This window comes from Arthrobacter sp. FW305-BF8 (genome assembly GCF_021789315.1).
In the GTDB taxonomy this organism is placed as follows: domain Bacteria; phylum Actinomycetota; class Actinomycetes; order Actinomycetales; family Micrococcaceae; genus Arthrobacter.
On record NZ_CP084561.1, the window covers coordinates 3326288 to 3343419 of the forward strand.

General features: G+C 67.4%; 19 protein-coding genes and 1 riboswitch. Of the genes, 12 read left to right on the forward strand and 7 right to left on the reverse strand.

All coding sequences use genetic code 11. From position 1 onward, the window contains the following. Nucleotides 1-2 precede the first annotated feature (2 nt). Nucleotides 3-1097: a uroporphyrinogen decarboxylase gene (hemE, locus tag LFT45_RS14910; RefSeq protein ID WP_236804234.1), complete on the reverse strand. Its 1095-nt coding sequence runs from the start codon at nucleotides 1095-1097 to the stop codon at nucleotides 3-5. A 157-nt stretch (nucleotides 1098-1254) separates the two neighbouring features. Here hemE and LFT45_RS14915 point away from each other — a divergent pair, with 157 nt between their 5' ends. Further along, a complete protein-coding gene (locus tag LFT45_RS14915) occupies nucleotides 1255-2643 on the forward strand; it encodes a glutamyl-tRNA reductase (RefSeq protein WP_236804236.1) in 1389 nt (462 codons plus the stop codon). A 96-nt stretch (nucleotides 2644-2739) separates the two neighbouring features. Then, nucleotides 2740-3426: a hypothetical protein gene (locus tag LFT45_RS14920; protein ID WP_236804237.1), complete on the forward strand. Its 687-nt coding sequence runs from the start codon at nucleotides 2740-2742 to the stop codon at nucleotides 3424-3426. A 67-nt stretch (nucleotides 3427-3493) separates the two neighbouring features. On the opposite strand, the gene moeB is transcribed toward LFT45_RS14920, so the two are convergent. Then, nucleotides 3494-4693, reverse strand: a complete 1200-nt coding sequence (gene moeB / locus LFT45_RS14925; protein ID WP_236804239.1) for a molybdopterin-synthase adenylyltransferase MoeB — start codon at nucleotides 4691-4693, stop codon at nucleotides 3494-3496. An 84-nt stretch (nucleotides 4694-4777) separates the two neighbouring features. On the opposite strand from moeB, the gene LFT45_RS14930 reads away from it, so the two are divergent. The 6 genes from LFT45_RS14930 to LFT45_RS14955 all read left to right on the forward strand — a co-directional run bounded on the left by LFT45_RS14930 (nucleotide 4778) and on the right by LFT45_RS14955 (nucleotide 8008). Beyond that, nucleotides 4778-5446, forward strand: coding sequence for a TetR/AcrR family transcriptional regulator (locus LFT45_RS14930; RefSeq protein ID WP_236804241.1), 669 nt, complete (start codon nucleotides 4778-4780; stop codon nucleotides 5444-5446). 56 nt (nucleotides 5447-5502) lie between these two features. Then, a complete protein-coding gene (locus tag LFT45_RS14935; protein ID WP_003805104.1) occupies nucleotides 5503-5727 on the forward strand; it encodes a DUF3107 domain-containing protein in 225 nt (74 codons plus the stop codon). Between the two features lie 8 nt (nucleotides 5728-5735). Then, nucleotides 5736-6038, forward strand: a complete 303-nt coding sequence (locus LFT45_RS14940; protein ID WP_236804243.1) for a hypothetical protein — start codon at nucleotides 5736-5738, stop codon at nucleotides 6036-6038. A 160-nt stretch (nucleotides 6039-6198) separates the two neighbouring features. After that, nucleotides 6199-6525: an ArsR/SmtB family transcription factor gene (locus LFT45_RS14945; protein ID WP_236804244.1), complete on the forward strand. Its 327-nt coding sequence runs from the start codon at nucleotides 6199-6201 to the stop codon at nucleotides 6523-6525. Further along, on the forward strand, nucleotides 6522-7307 hold the full coding sequence (locus tag LFT45_RS14950; RefSeq protein WP_236804246.1) for a cation diffusion facilitator family transporter: 786 nt from the start codon (nucleotides 6522-6524) through the stop codon (nucleotides 7305-7307). The genes LFT45_RS14945 and LFT45_RS14950 overlap by 4 nt, the downstream gene beginning before the upstream one ends. After that, on the forward strand, nucleotides 7307-8008 hold the full coding sequence (locus LFT45_RS14955) for a DsbA family protein (protein WP_236804248.1): 702 nt from the start codon (nucleotides 7307-7309) through the stop codon (nucleotides 8006-8008). Before LFT45_RS14950 ends, LFT45_RS14955 begins: the two co-directional genes overlap by 1 nt. Here the strand turns inward: LFT45_RS14955 and LFT45_RS14960 are convergent. From LFT45_RS14960 to thiO, 4 genes are all read right to left on the reverse strand, one after another. Further along, nucleotides 8001-8687 (reverse strand): 4a-hydroxytetrahydrobiopterin dehydratase, encoded by a 687-nt coding sequence (locus tag LFT45_RS14960; protein WP_236804249.1) that lies wholly within the window; start codon nucleotides 8685-8687, stop codon nucleotides 8001-8003. The genes LFT45_RS14955 and LFT45_RS14960 overlap by 8 nt on opposite strands. A 63-nt stretch (nucleotides 8688-8750) precedes the next feature. Next, nucleotides 8751-9533, reverse strand: a complete 783-nt coding sequence (locus tag LFT45_RS14965; RefSeq protein ID WP_442863561.1) for a thiazole synthase — start codon at nucleotides 9531-9533, stop codon at nucleotides 8751-8753. A gap of 17 nt (nucleotides 9534-9550) precedes the next feature. Continuing rightward, a complete protein-coding gene (gene thiS / locus LFT45_RS14970; RefSeq protein WP_236804253.1) occupies nucleotides 9551-9787 on the reverse strand; it encodes a sulfur carrier protein ThiS in 237 nt (78 codons plus the stop codon). Between the two features lie 34 nt (nucleotides 9788-9821). Then, nucleotides 9822-11087 (reverse strand): glycine oxidase ThiO, encoded by a 1266-nt coding sequence (gene thiO / locus LFT45_RS14975; RefSeq protein WP_236804255.1) that lies wholly within the window; start codon nucleotides 11085-11087, stop codon nucleotides 9822-9824. Then, nucleotides 11079-11199: riboswitch (TPP riboswitch) on the reverse strand. Its footprint overlaps the gene before it by 9 nt. A gap of 27 nt (nucleotides 11200-11226) precedes the next feature. Here thiO and thiE point away from each other — a divergent pair. Beyond that, nucleotides 11227-11928, forward strand: a complete 702-nt coding sequence (gene thiE / locus LFT45_RS14980) for a thiamine phosphate synthase (protein WP_236804257.1) — start codon at nucleotides 11227-11229, stop codon at nucleotides 11926-11928. A 39-nt stretch (nucleotides 11929-11967) separates the two neighbouring features. On the opposite strand, the gene LFT45_RS14985 is transcribed toward thiE, so the two are convergent. Continuing rightward, nucleotides 11968-12654 carry a ferritin-like fold-containing protein gene (locus tag LFT45_RS14985; protein ID WP_236804258.1) on the reverse strand — a complete coding sequence of 229 codons (687 nt, stop codon included), beginning with the start codon at nucleotides 12652-12654 and terminating at the stop codon, nucleotides 11968-11970. A gap of 41 nt (nucleotides 12655-12695) precedes the next feature. Between LFT45_RS14985 and LFT45_RS14990 the strand changes: the two genes are divergently transcribed. The 3 genes from LFT45_RS14990 (at nucleotide 12696) to LFT45_RS15000 (ending at nucleotide 17112) form a co-directional block, all read left to right on the forward strand. After that, nucleotides 12696-14219, forward strand: a complete 1524-nt coding sequence (locus LFT45_RS14990; protein ID WP_236804261.1) for an RNB domain-containing ribonuclease — start codon at nucleotides 12696-12698, stop codon at nucleotides 14217-14219. Nucleotides 14220-14521: 302 nt separating this feature from the next. Beyond that, nucleotides 14522-16234 carry a DEAD/DEAH box helicase gene (locus LFT45_RS14995; RefSeq protein ID WP_236804263.1) on the forward strand — a complete coding sequence of 571 codons (1713 nt, stop codon included), beginning with the start codon at nucleotides 14522-14524 and terminating at the stop codon, nucleotides 16232-16234. Between the two features lie 5 nt (nucleotides 16235-16239). Continuing rightward, on the forward strand, nucleotides 16240-17112 hold the full coding sequence (locus LFT45_RS15000; RefSeq protein ID WP_236804264.1) for a DNA-methyltransferase: 873 nt from the start codon (nucleotides 16240-16242) through the stop codon (nucleotides 17110-17112). The last annotated feature ends 20 nt before the right edge of the window (nucleotides 17113-17132 follow it).

Below are 17132 nucleotides of genomic sequence, written 5' to 3' on the forward strand. Positions count from 1 at the left end.
CTTTACTCCGGGGAGATGGAGTGGATGAGTTCGACGACGCGCGTCAGGACGCCGGGGTCCGTTTCCGGCGGCACGCCGTGGCCGAGGTTCAGCACGTGGCCTGGGGCGGCCGCCCCCGAGGCGATGACCGCCCGGACGTGCGCCTCGAGGACCTCCCACGGGGCGGACAGCAGCGCCGGATCGATGTTGCCCTGCAGCGGGACGGTGCCGCCCAGCCTGCGGTTGGCCTCCTCCAGCGGCAGCCGGTAGTCCACGCCGACGACGTCAACGCCGACGTCGCGCATGGCCACCAGAAGCTCGGAAGTGCCGGTGCCGAAGTGGATCAGCGGCGCGCCCAGGTCACGGACGTGGTCCAGGGCGCGTGACGAGGCTGCGGCAACGAATCGGGTGTAGTCGGCGAGGCCAAGGGAGCCTGCCCACGAGTCAAACAGCTGGCCCGCGGAGGCGCCCGCCTCCAGCTGGGCGCGCAGGAACAGGCCGGAAGCGTCCGCGGCCCAGTTGGCCAGCGCCGTCCATGTCTCAGGGTCGGCGTGCATCATGGTGCGCGGTCCAAGGTGGTCCCGGGAGGGCCGGCCCTCCACCATGTACGCGGCCAGAGTGAAAGGCGCGCCCGCGAAGCCGATGAGCGGGGTCTTGCCAAGCTGATCCACGGTCAGCCGGACGGCTTCCCGGATGGGTTCCAGCGACTCCTCAGTGAGGCGCGGCAGGGCGGCGACGTCGGCGGCAGTCCGCACGGGCTTATCCAGGACCGGCCCCACGCCGGGCACGATGTCGACGCCGACGCCGGCCAGCTTCAGGGGAATGACAATGTCGGAGAAGAAGATGCCCGCATCAACGTCGTGCCGGCGCACCGGCTGCAGGGTGATTTCCGAGGCAAGTTCGGGGCGCAGGCAGGAATCCAGCATGGCGACGCCCTCGCGGAGCTTCAGGTATTCCGGCAGCGAACGGCCCGCCTGGCGCATGAACCACACCGGGCGGCGGCTTGGCTTGCCGCCGCGGTACGCCGTAATAAGCGGAGAGTCGGCAGTGCGTCCGTCGCGCAGCGGATGGCCTGCGTCGAGTCCGGTACCGGCGGGGGTTACAGCGCTAGAAGTCATGCCTTTGATTGTGCCCAAAATCGCCCCTAAAAGATAACGACAGCCTGTCACCCGCGGCAGTCCCATCAACGGGTGGCAGGAATCACACGCCCGGAAACCGGGGATCCGGACCAAGGGTTGTTCTACGCGCCTGCGAAAAAGCTATGATTGTCGTGCTGTGGTTCTTTTCTCATTGGTGGCTACACACGCCGACATCGACCTCGAAACCGTTGCTCAGCTAAGCAACGGTTCTTCTGGCATCGCCACGTCCGCCCTCGCCGGTTCGCCGGCGGTCAAGGGTGCGGTTGTCCTTGCCACCTGCAACCGCTACGAAATTTACGGCGAAGCGTCGCACGCCGACGACGTCGAGGCCGCACGCGCCGCCCTTGTCGGCCAGATCAGCGATTCGAGCGGCCTCAGCGAGCAGCTGGTGTCCCGGTCGTTCAGCACCCGCACCGGCCCCGAGGTCACCGAGCACCTCTTTGCTGTGAGCTCCGGACTCGACTCCGCCGTCGTCGGTGAGCGTGAAATTGCCGGGCAGGTGCGCCGGGCCCTGATCACGGCCCAGCATGAGGGGACCGCCAGCGCCGGGCTGGTCCGCCTGTTCCAGGCCGCCTCCAAAACCGCCAAGGATGTCGGCGCGCAGACAGCCCTCGGCTCCCGCGGCTTGTCCATCGTTTCGGTCGCTCTCGACCTCGCCACCGACCTTTCCGAAGAGACCGACTGGTCGAAGAAGAAGGTCGTGGTGTTCGGCACCGGCGCCTACGCCGGAGCCACCATGGCCCTGCTCCGCGAACGCGGCTGCCGCGATATCGCGGTGTTCTCATCGTCAGGACGCGCGGCCACCTTCGTGGCAACACGCGGCGGGACCGCCCTCAACGGCGACACCCTGCACGCCGCCGTCGCAGCCGCCGACGTCATGATCGGCTGCAGCGGCTCGGACACAAGGGTGGAAGCCGCCGAGCTCGCCCAGGTCCGCGCCGGATCCACCCAGCCGCTGATCGCCATCGATCTCGCGCTCACCCACGATTTTGATCCCGCGGTCGGAGAACTCGACGGCGTGGAGCTGCTGACCCTCGAGTCCGTGCGGCTCGCGGCGCCCCAGGAACAGGCAGAGTCACTCGCGCAGGCCAGCAGCATGGTTTCCGGCGCCGCTCAGGCGTTTGAACAGGAACGTGAGGCGCGCTCCGTGGACTCGGCCATTGTGGCCCTCCGCCGTCACACCATGAACGTGCTCGATGCGGAAATGGAAAAGGTGCGCGCCCGCCACGGCTGCACCGCCGCGGCCGAAGAAGTGGAGTTTGCGCTGCGCCGCATGGTGAAGCAGCTGCTGCATGTCCCCACCGTGCGCGCCCGCGAACTGGCGTCCAACGGACAGCAGGACGACTACGTCGCGGCGTTGGAAACCCTGTATGGCATCACCGTCGAGCAGCCAGCTGCCGCGTCCAAGGCCGAGTGCCCTGTGGACCACAGCGCACTCGCTGCGGGCACCCTGACCACTGCTACCGGGCACCTGCAGGACTCCGCAGGCCCGCACAAAAACGAGTCCCGCAGGAACTCCGCCTAACCTGCATATGTTCTGACAAACAGAACTTCACAAGCTTTCCATAGGTTCCCCGTGCAGCATTGACGTTGCCCGTGAAAACCATATTGGGGAGCCATCATGAATTTTGCTTCACCGGCCTCGGCCGTGCCGCCCCTGAGCCGCCGGCAATTCGGACTTATCGTGGGCGGTGGAGCGCTCCTGCTGGTAGGCGGTGGAACCTACGGCGTCGTGTCCCGCAGCAGACCCGGCGGCGGAGCCGGGCTCTCCACAACCTTCGGCACAGTGTCGCTCGTCGACGCCGGACGCCTGGCCCGGCTTGATGCGCAGGGGCGGCCTGCTGCCACGCCGCTCGCCTCGGCCGTATCCCAAGTCACGGACGGAACGCGAAGGGCCGTTGCAGCAGGCCAGCCCGGAATCCAGCGCGTTTCCAGCCGCCAGGATGCCGCGGTGGACGACCACCACGGCGACCCCCTCCTGGACTCAGACTGGCCGCAGCCTGGAAACTTCACGTGGGGCGACGTCGTCGTGCTGGAAGTGGCACTCACCAATGTCCGGTCCGAACCGGTCCTGTTCAGCCCGGGACAGCTGCGCCTCAAGCTGCTGCCCTCCGGCATCACGGTCGCCCCGCAGGACGCCGACCGCGGTCCGGGCACGATTGCCGCCGGTGCCACCGAGAAGGTCTGGATCAGTTACCTGGCCCCGCACGATTCGGTGGCCATGGAAATCGAGTACACGGGGCTGGAGGACGATGCCCCGCAGGCGCTTGCGCTTCCGTTGCTGACGGTCGCCAAGGTACTCTCATGAGCCCCCTGGTGCCTTCACATCGACGACGGATGCCGATCCCGGTTACGGCACGGTGAGGCAGGCTGGATCAGTAGACCGGCTTCTGCGGCTCCACGTCACGCACCCAGGCGAGGATGCCGCCGTCGAGATGGCTGACCCGCTGGTAGCCGGCCTTCCGGGCGGCTGCCAGCACGGCGGCAGACCGTGTCCCGGCCTTGCAGTGGAACACGATGTCCCTGTCCTGCGGCAGCTCGCCCCACGCCTCACCGGAGAGGATCCGCCCCTGCGGGATCAGGACGGACCCGTCGATCCGGACAATGTCGTACTCCCCCGACTCGCGCACGTCCACCAGGTCGAAGTCCTTCAGCCCGGCCTGCCGCGAGGCCAGCATCGTGGCCAGCTGCGTTGCCGTCACGGTGTGCCCGGTGTCGGCTGTCTCCGCCGGGGCGACGCCGCAGAAGGCCTCGTAGTCGGTGAGTTCCGTGATCCGCGGGACGTCCGGGTCCTTGGACACCCTGATCTCGCGCCAGCTGCCGCCCAGGGCGTCGTACAGCGCCACCCGGCCCAGCAGGGAGCGTCCGACGCCGGTAATCAGCTTGACGGCCTCCGTGACCATCAGCGAGCCGACAGCCGCGCACAGCATGCCGAATACGCCGCCCTCCCCGCACGACGGCACGGAGCCGGCCGGTGGCGCCTCCGGGTAGAGGTCCCGGTACGTGGGGCCGTGCTGTTCCCAAAAGACGCTGACCTGCCCGTCGAAGCGGAAGATGGACCCCCACACGTATGGCTTGCCGAGGATGGCGGCGGCGTCGTTCACCAGGTAGCGCGTGGCGAAGTTGTCCGCCCCGTCCAGGATGAGGTCGTATTCGGCGAAAAGCTCCAGGGCGTTGGAGGCATCGAGCCTGACGTTGTGCAGGCGGACGTCCACCAGCGGGTTCAGTTCCGCGATGGCGTCGCGGGCGGACTCGATCTTGGGCCGGCCCACGTCCCGCACACCGTGGATGATCTGCCGCTGCAGGTTGCTCAGGTCCACGGCGTCGTCGTCGATGATCCCGATGGTCCCCACGCCGGCTGCGGCAAGGTAGAGCAGCGCCGGCGAACCCAGTCCGCCCGCCCCGATGACCAGCACTCGCGCGTTCTTCAGCCGGCGTTGTCCGAGTGCGCCGATTTCGGGAATGATGAGGTGCCGGGAATACCGCTCCACCTCTTCGGTGGAGAGGCCGGGAGCGGGATCGACGAGGGGGCCCGGGAGCGTGCGGACTGTATTTGCCGTGGACGGAGAAGCCATACTTCAATGTATGCCTGAAGATACCGCGCGGTCATATTACCCCCGGGTAAAGTGAAGTTAACTGCAAAGGAAAGAAGGCCAACAGTGGTTCATCATGCACCGGTTGATCGAACTCAGGCCGCGCAATCCAATGCCGGCCCCGTCCGCGCCTCCGGCCAGCGTTCCGCCAGGCTGCCGCGCGACGAGCGCCGGGCCCAGCTGCTGGCCGCAGCCCAGGAGGTTTTTGTCGCCAACGGGTACCACGGTGCCGCGATGGACGAGATCGCGGAAACGGCCCGCGTCAGCAAGCCTGTGCTCTACCAGCACTTCCCGTCGAAGCGTGAGCTGTACCTTGCCCTGCTGGACAGCCATCTCGAGGCACTGACCGAGCTCATGCTCGGGGCAATGAACTCCACCACGGACAACAAGGAACGCGTGCAGGCCGTCATGCGCGCCTATTTCCGTTTCATTGACAGCGATGACCAGGCACACCGGCTGGTGTTCGAGTCCGACCTCATCAACGACGCCGATGTCAGCTCGCGCCTGGAGACGTTCAACAAGACCTTCGCCGAGGCCATAGCGCGGATCATCGCCGAGGACACCAAGCTCCCGCTGCTGGAGGCCCAGCTGCTGGGACGCGGGCTGGCGGGCATGGCCCAGGTCAGCGCGCGCTACTGGCTCGAAACAGACGGAGATCTCGATCTCGATGTGGCCAGCGACTTGATTTACCGTTTAGCTTGGCGCGGAATCTCTCGCTTCCCCAAAGAGACCTAGACTACAAATGAAACTACCTTTGAAATTTCAACCTTGACTGGCTGGGAGGCCTTGCTGTGGAAGTAAAGATCGGCATTCAGAACGTCGGCCGTGAAATTGTGCTGGAATCGGCTCAGGATGCTGACGCTGTGGCCAAAGTAGTGGCCGAGGCCATCGCCAAGGGCAGCGAGCTGCGCCTGAACGACGAGAAGGGCCGCCAGATCATCATCCCGGCAAACGTCCTCGGCTACGTCGAAATCGGCGCAGAGGAAGTGCGCCGGGTCGGCTTCGGCGCCCTGTAGGCCGAGCAGTGCTGTCCCTCGTGATCGTGGTCCTGGTGACCGCTGCCGCCGGGTTCGTCGTCTGGGCCAACGACCGGCGCCACACCAAGTACGGCATCCTCGTGCCGGCGGGCACCGCTGCCGCGGTGGGCATGCTCGCCTGGATCATCTGCATCTGGGCGGGGCTGGGCTACCAGCCCGGCCTGACCTGGCTGTCCTGGGTCCTGCCCATGGCGGCCGGGACGGCTGCTGCCCTGGCAGTGGCGGTCTACCTCGGCCGGGCACGCGCCAGGCAGGACACCCAGCGGCTGACGGCAGCGCTGAAAATTTAGCTACCGCAGGATCTGGGCGGCGCCAGGTCCCCTGGGCATCAGTGACCACCACCCAAGCGGGTGCGTGGTCACTGTCCCTTAACCTGCTTCCCAGTAGGGATCGTCATCACGCAGCGGCGCAACGCTGGCTCAATACATCCGCTGATGTACCGTTGGACGTATGCAGACTCTGACACACGCTCCGGTGCTGGCCCGGTTCGGGTACGCGGTCTCTGACCCGACGCGTGCACGGATCCTGCTGGCACTGGCCGATGCGCCAGCCTACCCCTCTGACCTTGCTGATTCCCTGGCGGTGTCGCGCCAGAGCATGTCCAACCATTTGACCTGTTTGCGCGGCTGCGGCCTGGTGGTGGCTGTCCCGCACGGCAGGCGGACGCGGTATGAGCTCGCCGACTCCCGGCTGGGTCACGCCATCCGGGATCTGATCGGAGTGGTGCTTGCCGTGGATCCGGCGTGCTGCGCACCTGACGGGACGTGCCTGGCATGAGCGCTGTGCAGGCGTCACCGGCGCCGGCTCGGCGCTCGGTCCTGAACCGCCGTATCCGCCTCTTCGCGGCGGCCACGATCACCTACAACGTGATTGAAGCCGCGGCGGCCCTGTGGGCCGGCGGCGTCGCGGACTCCTCCGCGCTTATCGGATTCGGGCTGGACTCAGTAATCGAGGTTACCTCCGCCCTTGCTTTGTCATGGCAGTTCTCCTCTAAGGACCCTGAGCGACGGGAACACCTCACCCTGCGGATTATCGCCCTGTCCTTCTTCGCGCTGGCGGCGTTCGTCTCCGTTGACGCCATCCGGTCCCTGGCCGGCGGCGGGGAGGCCCAGCATTCGACCCCCGGGATCGTGATCGCCGCGCTGAGTTTGGCCATCATGCCTGTTCTGTCCTGGCTGCAGCGCCGGGCCGGCCGTGAGCTGGGCTCCAAGACTGCTGTTGCCGACTCCAAGCAGACGCTGCTTTGCACATACCTCTCCGCGGTCCTGTTGATCGGCCTCGTCCTGAACAGCACGCTGGGCTGGTGGTGGGCCGACGCCGGCGCCGCCCTGGTGATCGCGGCGATCGCCGTCCGTGAGGGTGTCAATGCGTGGCGCGGGGACGTGTGCTGCACGGTCCCGCAGGCGGTGCCCGGTGAAGACCAGGAAGCATCGTCTGTGCCGTCCGCGGACGGCTGCTGCGACGGCTGCACAGCATCAGAACCGGCGCCTGCACTACAGGTACTGGGCCTGCCGCTGGTCCGCCGGGACAACCGCGACCAGGAAAGCATCCACCCCTGATGCCGCAAACGACACAAGCCACCCCCACACCTTCCAAGCCTGGAGACCCGGCGCGGAAGGCGCGTCTGGTTATCTGGATCCTGCTCGGGGTCATCGTCGCCGCCGGCGTCATCTGGTACACCGTGTTCAACGCGACCAAGGCCGCCCAGCCCGCCGCGCAGCCGGTCGCCGACGCCCAACTGGTCCGCGAAGACAGCCACCGCGTCACTTCACCTCCCACCGAGAAGGCCCAGCTCGTGGAGTTCCTGGATTTCGAATGCGAGTCCTGCCGGGCGGCGGTGCCGCTGGTGGAGGAACTGAAGAAGGAATACGGGGACCGCATCACCTTCGTGAACCGCTACTTCCCGCTGCCGGGCCACCGGAACTCGGGCACAGCTGCTCTGGCAGTGGAAGCAGCCGCGCAGCAAGGCAAATACCAGCAGATGTACATCAAGATGTTCGAGACCCAGCCGCAGTGGGGAGAGAAGCAGGCGTCTCAGGGACCCCAGTTCCGCACCTTCGCCCAGGAACTCGGCCTGGACATGCCTACATATGATGCCGCGGTCGCGGATGAGAAAACCAAAAACCGGATCCGCAAGGACATCGCCGACGGCACCGCCCTCGGCGTGACCGGCACTCCGACGTTTTTCCTGAACGGGGAAAAGCTGACCCTCAACTCGGAAGAGCAGTTCCGGCAACTGCTGGACAACGCCGCTAAATAGACCCCGGAGGCGCGGCAACGTCCGGACCGCGGCCTTCCTCGGTGTGCAGGCAGAGCCGGTTCCCCTGGGCATCAGTGACCACCACCCAGTTGGGTGCGTGGTCACTGTTCATTTGTGCCCCGGTTGCCGCGGTCTTCTCCAGTACTGGTGCCGACTCGGCCTTGGAGCGGTGGACATCGAGATGCAGGCGGTTGTCGTTCGGCGTCAGCGTCTCCTGAAACCACACGCTTGGTCCGCGCCCGTAGGGGTCAACCAGGTCCCCGGACCTGCCCTTCCGGTAGCCGAGGGCTACCCGCCAGACCTCGGAAATTTCCGCCGCGTCAGCCGTGTCGATGCCGATGTCCACCGTCCGGTACAGGCCGGGCTGGGCTTCGGCGCCAGCCGCCGAGGCGGCATCGCTGACGGAGGCGGCAGCACGGGTATCCCGCGCGGACACCTCACCGCCGACGTCGTGGGAACTGAACCGGATGAACACCCGGTTATAGCGCCATTCCAGGTCCGGATGGTGGTCCATGTCCTCTGCCAGACGCCCGACGGCGGCAATCAGCTCCAGTGCGACCGCCGCCGTCGGCGTCTTATAAACAGTGATAAGCCCGCCGAGGCGGTAGCGCCAGTCGGGCAGCCCGGCGAGCGCTTCGTCGATCTGGGGTCGGGTGAGGATGTCGTCGCTGGCTGCCACAACTGGCTCCTGGGAAGTACCTGTTGAGCTGGCCGCACGCCACCGGGCACGGGTTGGCCGGGCTTAGAGGAACTCCGCCCGGCCCTCCATGGCCGACGACGCCAAGGCATGCTCACGGCGCGGGATCCGCCCGGCCGCACGCGCCAGCCTACCGGCGATCACGGAGTGTTTGAAGGCTTCGGCCATGAGAACGGGGTTCTGGGCCCGGGTCACGGCGGTGGCCAGCAGCACGGCGTCGCACCCCAGTTCCATGGCCAGGGCCGCGTCCGAGGCCGTGCCGATCCCTGCATCCAGAACCACGGGAACGGAGGCCCGTGACACGATCAGCTCGATGTTGTGCGGATTGAGGATGCCCAGGCCCGTGCCGATCGGCGCTCCCAGCGGCATGACCGCCGACGCACCGAGGTTCTCCAGCCGCAGCGCCAGGACGGGATCGTCATTGGTGTAGGCGAACACCTTGAAGCCTCGGTTGACCAGCTGCTCGGTGGCGTCCACCAGTTCCACGGCATCAGGCAGGAGCGTGTGCTCGTCGGCGATGACTTCGAGCTTGACCCAGTCGGTCTCCAGCGCTTCCCGGGCCAGCTCCGCCGTCATCACAGCGTCCCGGGCCGTGAAGCAGCCGGCGGTGTTGGGGAGCACGCGGATGTTGTGGTCCACCAGCAGCTGGAACAGCGAGCCGGTTTCGGCAGGCGAGTAGCGCCGCATTGCGACGGTGGTCAGCTGGGTCCCGGACGCGAGCAGCGCTGCGCCGAGACCGTCCAGGCTTGGAGCGCCTCCGGTGCCCATAATGAGCCGCGAGGTCAGCTCCGCCCCGTCAATGACCAGGCTGTCTGCTGTTTCAATCATTGTTTCTGCCATCGTCCTTACCCTCCTTGGACTGCCGTGACAAGTTCGATCTCGTCGCCGTCTGCGAGTGCCGTGGCGTGCCACTGGCTGCGCGGCACGACGGCCGAGTTGCGGGCCACCGCCACACCCAGCCGCTGGCCGTCGGCCGCCTGACCGCTGGCGGCCAGTTGGCGCCCCGTGACCTGGCTGACGAGTGAGGTGACGGAGGCGCCCTCGCTGATTTCCTGTTCGATGCCGTTCAGTGTGATGTTCATGCTGGTTCCTTGGTTAGGTCAAAGGTGACGCGGGTCAAATGCTGAGTGCAGCGGCAGATCCCAGAGGGTCTGGGAGCCCGGGAGAGAACCTGCCCGGCCGGAACTTGGCCCAGCGCGGATCGGTGATGCCGTCCATGAGCTGGCGACAGATGACCGCGGCGGCCGGGGTCAGCAGGACGCCGTGGCGGAAGAAGCCGGTGGCGATGATGAGGCCAGCCACGTCCGTGCCGGCATCTTGCCCGCCGGCCGGCACCCGGCCCAGCAGCGGGGCGTTGTCCGGCGTGCCGGGCCGGGCCCGGGCGGTGGCTTCGAGCAGCTCGAGCTCTGCGACTGCCGGCACCAGCGCCTGGGCGTCGCGCAGCAGCTGGTAGACACCCCCGGCGCTGGTGCCCGGCACGCCGTCCTCACGCTGGGTGGCGCCGATCACCACCGTGCCGTCCCGGCGGGGCACCACGTACACCGGCACGCCCCGCACCATGCCGCGGACCGTTGCGGTGAGCAGGGGCTGCAGGTGTTCGGGGACCCTGAGCCTGAGGATGTCTCCGTAAACCGGGCGCAGCGGCAGCTGCAGGCCTTCCGGAAGGTTCTGCAGGCGCGCCGCGGCCAAGCCGTTGGCCACCACCGTCTCGGCCGCCGTGACGGACCCGCCGCCCGCCAGCCGTACCCCGCAGACCCGGGCGCCGTCCCAGAGCAGGCCGGCGGCGTGCTCCCTCACCGCGTATCCCTCCGCTGCCACATTTTCCTGACGTTGCGCGGCCAGCTCGGCAGCAAGGGCCCGGACGAGTCTGCGCGGATCCACCTGGTGGTCCGCCGGGATGTCGAGGGCGCAGGAGATCCCGGGGCTGAGCAGCGGCTCCCGGGAACGTGCCTCGCGGATGGTCAGCGGTTCCACGTTCAGGCCGTGGGCCCGCTGCACGTCCCGCAGGTCCATCAGGGCCCGGCGGTCGGCCGGATCGGCACCCACGGCCAGGGTCGGCGTCGTCAGGTAACCGGCATCCCCGCCGGAAATGAGGGTGGCCGCAAAGTCAGGCCATCGGGCGGAGGATTCCAGCATCAATTCCAGGAGCCCTTCCTCCTGGTAATGCAGCTCGCTGACCGGGGCGAGCATGCCGGCCGCAGCCCAGCTTGCACCGCTGCCCGGGGCTTCATCGATGAGCACCACCGAACGGCCGGCGCGCCGTGCCTCCCAGGCGATGCCGTGGCCGACGACTCCGCCGCCAACGACGGCTACATCGGCCTCAAGTCCGACGGGCTCCAACGCGCCCGCGGAGCAATCTTCGCCGCTTATTTTAGGGGGCATGGAATTCCTTCCCTACGCCGGTACTAACCGGATCAGGTCAAGCGGTCGGCTCTGACGCCCTCTCAGCCCTGCGTCTTTATGACAGCAGCAACGGGCTCCCGCGGTACCTGCCCAGTTTAGAGGAACTAAGGTGGTTGCCATGACCGTGCACTCTGCCCACACCGCTGCCCGCCTGTACCTCTGCACCGACGCCCGCAAGGACCGCGGGGACTTCGCGGACTTCGTGGACGCGGCGTTCGCCGGCGGTGTGGACATCATCCAGTTGCGGGACAAGAGCATCGAGGCAGCCGAGGAACTCGAGCTGCTGGAAGTAGTCCATGCTGCCGCCCGCAGGCACGGCCGGCTCTGGGCCGTCAATGACCGCGCCGACATCGCGTCCATCGCCGGCGCACCGGTGTTCCATATCGGCCAGAAGGACCTGCCGCTCCGGGCCGCCCGGAAGCTGCTGCACGATTCCACCGTGATCGGGCTGTCCACCCACAGCACGGACCAGGTGGATGCCGCCGTCGGCGCCGCCCACGGGCGCAGCGGCCTGGACTATTTCTGCGTGGGCCCGCTGTGGGCCACCCCCACCAAGCCCGGGCGCGCCGCCGTCGGGCTTGACCTGGTGCGCTACGCAGCGGAGGCCGTCCGCACCGCAAACGAGGACCGGGTCGGCGGCCTGCTGCTGCCCTGGTTCGCGATTGGCGGGATCGACCGCACCAACGTGGAGCAGGTCCTGGCGGCGGGAGCCAGCCGCATCGTCGTCGTGCGGGCCATCACCGAGGCGCCAGACCCGGCGGCAGCCGCGGCGGAACTGCTCGACGCCCTCGAAGCGACGTCCCCGGCCGCCGTCTCCTAAATGGAGCGGCCGGCACGCGGGCGCAGAGAGGGCTCTGGGCTACCCGCTCAGGCCCAGCTGGACCATCCGCCGGGAGTGGTTCTCCACGACTTCGGCGGTGATGCCCCGCACCAGCTCGCGTGCTGTGGCGTCCGTGGCACCGGGCTCCGCCTCGACGAACAGCTCGCCGAGAAAGGCGTGTTCGTGGCCCACGCGCTGGGCCTGCGTGATCGCTTCGCCGAGGAGGCGGCGGCCCCACAACGCCAGCCGGGACGCGAGCCGGGGATCGTCCGCCAAGGCCCCGCTGAGCCGTTCCCGCAGCACGGCCGTGGCCTCTTCCGACGACTGAATCTGCTGGATGACGTCACGGGTTCCGGCATCCACAAACCGGGCCACGGCCCGATAGAAGTCGGCGGAGACCGTGTCCACCACGTAGGCCTTCATCAGGGACTCGTACCAGTCCGCCGGGCGGGTCCGTTCATGGAAGTGGTCCACCGCCAGCTGGAACGGCAGCATCGCATCTTCGACGTCGACGCCCATCCCCGCCAGCTTGGCGCTCACGAGCTCGTAGTGCTGGAATTCGATGACGGCGATCCTGCCGAGCACGGCACGGTCGTGCAGCGTGGGTGAGTAACGGGCGTCCGACGAGAGCCGTTCGAATGCGGACAGTTCGCCGTAGGCCATCACGCCGAAGAGGTCCGCGACGAAGCGGTCGTAGCGAGCGGTGTCAGCCGAGGATGTGCCCATAATCCAAGACTAACGGCGCAATTCGGGCTAACCTGATTTTCGTGTCACATCATCGGTTGTCGCCCAACGTCCACGAGCAGACCAACGCGCTCGAGGAGGCATTGAGCGCGCTGCGGACGGAGCTGGAGCTACCGGGGGAATTCCCCGAGGACGTGCTCAAGGAAGCCGAAGCGGCCGTCGCCGACCGGGGATTCCCGGCCCTGGACCTGACCGGAGTGGACTTCCTGACCATCGATCCGCCGTCGTCCACCGACCTTGACCAGGCACTGTTCATCGAACGCCTCGGTGAGGGCTACCGGATCCTCTATGCCATTGCCGACGTTCCGTCGTTCGTGCAGCCGGGCGGCGCTCTCGACGCCGAGACCCGCCGCCGAGGACAGACCTTCTATGCCCCGGACGGCCGGATCCCACTGCATCCGGAGGTCATCAGCGAGAACGCCGGCAGCCTGCTGGCAGGGCAGCTGTGCTCCGCCTTCGTCTGGGAGTTCGAACTCGACGCCGCCGCCGAGGTGGTGTCGGTGCTGGTGCGCCGGGCCGCCGTGCGCAGCCGGGCCAAACTCAACTACAAGGGCGTCCAGGCAGAACTGGATGCCGGCACGGCCGCTCCCATCCTGCAACTCCTGCGCGAGGTGGGGCGCAAGCGCGTCGACCTGGAACGGGCCCGCGGTGGGGCCAGCCTGAACATGCCGGAACAGGAGATCGTCCAGCTTCCCGACGGCGGCTACCGGATCGTGGCGGTCCCCCAGCTGCCGGTTGAGGACTGGAACGCCCAGATTTCGCTCATGACCGGCATGGCCGCCGCTTCCCTGATGCTCAACGGCAAGGTGGGGATCCTCCGGACCATGCCTGCCCCGGATGAGCGCTCACTGGGCCACTTCAGGCGGCAGACAGCCGCGCTGGGCAAGCCGTGGGACGGGCAGGAAACCTACGGCGAGTACCTGCGCACCCTGGACCCCACCGACCACCGGCAATTGGCCATCCTCCACGCCGCAGGCATGCTCTTCCGCGGCGCCGCGTACACGCATTTCGACGGAACCGTTCCGGAGGACGCGGTCCAGTCAGCCATCGGCACGGCGTATGCCCACACCACCGCTCCGCTCCGCCGCCTCGTGGACCGCTTTGTGTTGGTCATCTGCGAGGCCCTGAGCAATGACCTGCCGGTGCCGGCCTGGGCCCGGGAGGCGCTCCCCTCGCTGCCCGAGATCATGGCCTACTCGGACCAGCTGGCGGCAAGGATGGAGCGGCTTGCCCTGGACACTGTGGAAGCCGCGCTGCTGAGCAACCACATCGGGCAGGAGTTCGATGCAGTGGTGATCTCCGGGTCAAAGCCGGCCAAAAACGGCAACGGGAACGGGAACGGGAACGGCTCGGCCAACGGTAATGGCGGCAAGGGCGTGAACGGCAAGGGGAGCAACGGATCCGGCCCCTCCGGCGTGGTCCAGATCGCCGAACCCGCCGTGACGGCCAAATGTGAAGGAGAGATGGAACCCGGCACCAGGGTCCGGGTCCGGCTGGTCTCCTCGGACATCGCGACCCGCGAGATCCGCCTCGAACTCGTCGACTGAACCGCTCCTGCGGGCCGCAACTGTCCCCGCGGCGGCCCGAGTCAAGGAAAACACGGGTTTGCCAGTAGACTGGCTAGGTAGTAATGGATGCCCGGTCGTTGATTTCCGTAAATTGAATTCAACAAGCCCGCCCCTACGCGATCTTGAGTCACACCCGCCGGTCCCCAGTGCCGGCAATTAGATAGCCCGCGATCGGCTTCCACTGGAATTGCTTGCGCGCCTGAGCGTGCTCCGGAACGGCCCCCGCGGCCGGCCCGTTGAGCAGGCGGCGCCAATGCCCAAATGAATAAGGAAACTCCCCTGTGAGTGAATTGCATACCCACCAGCTTCTTTCCGACGATACCGGCACCGAGACCATCGAGCCGGAAGAGACCATCATCTCGGACGAGAAGCCGCACGAAATAGCCGAAAAGTCGTTCGCCGACTTCGACGTCCGCGCCGACATCGTCGAGTCCCTGGCTGACGCCGGCATCACGCACCCCTTCCCGATCCAGGCCATGACGCTGCCCGTCGCGCTGTCCGGCCACGACATCATCGGCCAGGCCAAGACCGGCACGGGCAAGACCCTCGGCTTCGGCATTCCTGCGCTGCAGCGCGTGGTGGGCCGCGACGACGCCGGCTTCGACAAACTGCCCGCTCCCGGTGCGCCGCAGGCCATGGTGATCGTACCCACGCGTGAGCTCGCCGTGCAGGTTGCCAACGACCTGCAGGCCGCATCCCGCAAGCGCAATGCCCGGATTGCCACGATTTACGGCGGCCGCGCCTATGAGCCGCAGATCGACGCACTGCAGAAGGGCGTCGAGGTGGTGGTCGGCACGCCGGGCCGCCTGATCGACCTCTACAAGCAGAAGCACCTGGTGCTCAAGAACGTCAAGATCGTGGTGCTGGACGAAGCTGACGAGATGCTGGACCTCGGCTTCCTTCCGGACGTCGAGACCCTGATCGCCGGCACCCCGCCGGTCCGCCAGACCCTCCTGTTCTCGGCCACGATGCCCGGCCCGGTCATTGCCATGGCGCGCCGGTACATGACGCAGCCCACCCACATCCGCGCCGCCGATCCGGACGACGAGGGCCTGACCAAGCGCGACATCCGTCAGCTCATCTACCGTGCGCACAGCATGGACAAGACCGAGGTAGTCGCCCGGATCCTGCAGGCCCGCGGCCGCGGCCGCACCATCATCTTCACCAAGACCAAGCGCACCGCCGCAAAGGTTGCCGAGGAACTCGTGGACCGCGGGTTCGCTGCCGCCGCCATCCACGGTGACCTCGGCCAGGGCGCGCGCGAGCAGGCGCTCCGCGCCTTCCGCAACAACAAGGTGGACGTCCTGGTGGCCACCGACGTAGCAGCCCGCGGTATCGACGTCGACGACGTCACGCACGTTATCAACTACCAGTGCGTCGAGGACGAGAAGATCTACCTGCACCGCGTGGGCCGCACCGGGCGCGCCGGCAACAAGGGCACCGCCGTCACGTTCGTGGACTGGGACGACATGCCGCGCTGGGGACTCATCAACAAGGCACTCGGCCTGAGCGTCCCGGAGCCCGTCGAAACGTACTCCTCCTCGCCGCACCTGTACGAGGAACTGGACATCCCCGAGGGCACCAAGGGCCGGCTCCCGCGCAGCAAGCGCACCCTCGCCGGCGTCGATGCCGAGGTCCTGGAGGACCTGGGCGAGACCGGCAAGAAGAACAGCCGCTCCGGCGGCCGCGATTCCGGCCGCTCCGGCAGCAGGGAAGGCGGCAGCAGGGAAGGCAGCCGCCGCAGCGGTGACTCGGGCAAGCGTTCGGGCGAGCGTTCGGGCGAGCGCCGCCGTCGTTCTTCAGACGGCCGTTCTTCAGATACCGGTGCGGACGCCGGAAGCGGCCCCGCCGCCGCTGCCACTGCAACTGTTGACGGCGAGCAGCCGGCGCGCCCGCGCCGCAACCGCACCCGCACGCGCCGCCGCAACGGAGAAGTGGTCTCCGGCGGCGAATCCGCCGCAACAGGCTCACAGCCCGGCACCGAGGCCCCATAGCCTCAATGACTGAAACTGTCTGGGCGCCGGACGGCAGCAACCTGGTGGTGCACGCGGATAACGCGGACTTCCTCCCCACGCTGCCGGACGGCGCCTTCACACTCATTTACGTGGACCCGCCGTTCAACACCGGCCGGGCCCAGCAGCGCCAGGAAACAAAGATGGTGCTCAACGCCGACGGCGACGGCGACCGGGTGGGCTTCAAGGGCCGCTCCTACGACACGATCAAGGGCGCCCTGCACCGCTACGACGACGCCTTCAGCGACTACTGGTCCTTCCTCGAGCCGCGTCTTGTGGAGGCCTGGCGGCTCCTGGCCGACGACGGAACCCTGTACCTGCACCTTGACTACCGCGAGGTGCACTACGCCAAGGTGATGCTGGATGCCATCTTTGGCCGCGAGTGCTTCCTGAACGAGATCATCTGGGCATACGACTACGGTGCACGAGCCAAAAACCGCTGGCCCACCAAGCACGACAACATCCTCGTCTACGTCAAAAACCCCTCTAAGTACCACTTCAACAGCGCCGAGGTGGACCGGGAGCCCTACATGGCCCCGGGGCTCGTGACTCCGGCCAAGCGTGAGCTGGGCAAGCTGCCCACGGACGTCTGGTGGCACACCATCGTCTCCCCCACGGGCAAGGAAAAGACCGGATACCCCACGCAGAAACCCGAGGGCCTGGTGCGGCGCGTGGTGGCCGCGTCCAGCCGCCCGGGTGACTGGTGCCTCGACTTCTTCGCCGGTTCCGGCACGCTTGGCGCCGTTGCGGCCAAGTTGGGACGCAGGTTCGTCTGCGTGGACCAGAACCAGCCGGCCATCGACGTCATGGCCAAGCGGCTCGGGGCGCACGCCGAGCTCGCGTCCTACCCGCCCAAGTAGCTCGCATTTGTTGTCGTTTT

Excerpts from the sequence above, each read along its gene's own strand:
- hemE (WP_236804234.1), bottom strand. The coding sequence starts at position 1,097 with ATGACTTCTAGCGCTGTAACCCCCGCCGGTACCGGACTCGACGCAGGC.
- LFT45_RS14920 (WP_236804237.1), top strand. The coding sequence starts at position 2,740 with ATGAATTTTGCTTCACCGGCCTCGGCCGTGCCGCCCCTGAGCCGCCGG.
- moeB (WP_236804239.1), bottom strand. The coding sequence starts at position 4,693 with ATGGCTTCTCCGTCCACGGCAAATACAGTCCGCACGCTCCCGGGCCCC.
- LFT45_RS14945 (WP_236804244.1), top strand. The coding sequence starts at position 6,199 with ATGCAGACTCTGACACACGCTCCGGTGCTGGCCCGGTTCGGGTACGCG.
- LFT45_RS14950 (WP_236804246.1), top strand. The coding sequence starts at position 6,522 with ATGAGCGCTGTGCAGGCGTCACCGGCGCCGGCTCGGCGCTCGGTCCTG.
- LFT45_RS14955 (WP_236804248.1), top strand. The coding sequence starts at position 7,307 with ATGCCGCAAACGACACAAGCCACCCCCACACCTTCCAAGCCTGGAGAC.
- LFT45_RS14965 (WP_442863561.1), bottom strand. The coding sequence starts at position 9,533 with ATGATTGAAACAGCAGACAGCCTGGTCATTGACGGGGCGGAGCTGACC.
- thiS (WP_236804253.1), bottom strand. The coding sequence starts at position 9,787 with ATGAACATCACACTGAACGGCATCGAACAGGAAATCAGCGAGGGCGCC.
- thiO (WP_236804255.1), bottom strand. The coding sequence starts at position 11,087 with ATGCCCCCTAAAATAAGCGGCGAAGATTGCTCCGCGGGCGCGTTGGAG.
- thiE (WP_236804257.1), top strand. The coding sequence starts at position 11,227 with ATGACCGTGCACTCTGCCCACACCGCTGCCCGCCTGTACCTCTGCACC.
- LFT45_RS14985 (WP_236804258.1), bottom strand. The coding sequence starts at position 12,654 with ATGGGCACATCCTCGGCTGACACCGCTCGCTACGACCGCTTCGTCGCG.
- LFT45_RS15000 (WP_236804264.1), top strand. The coding sequence starts at position 16,240 with ATGACTGAAACTGTCTGGGCGCCGGACGGCAGCAACCTGGTGGTGCAC.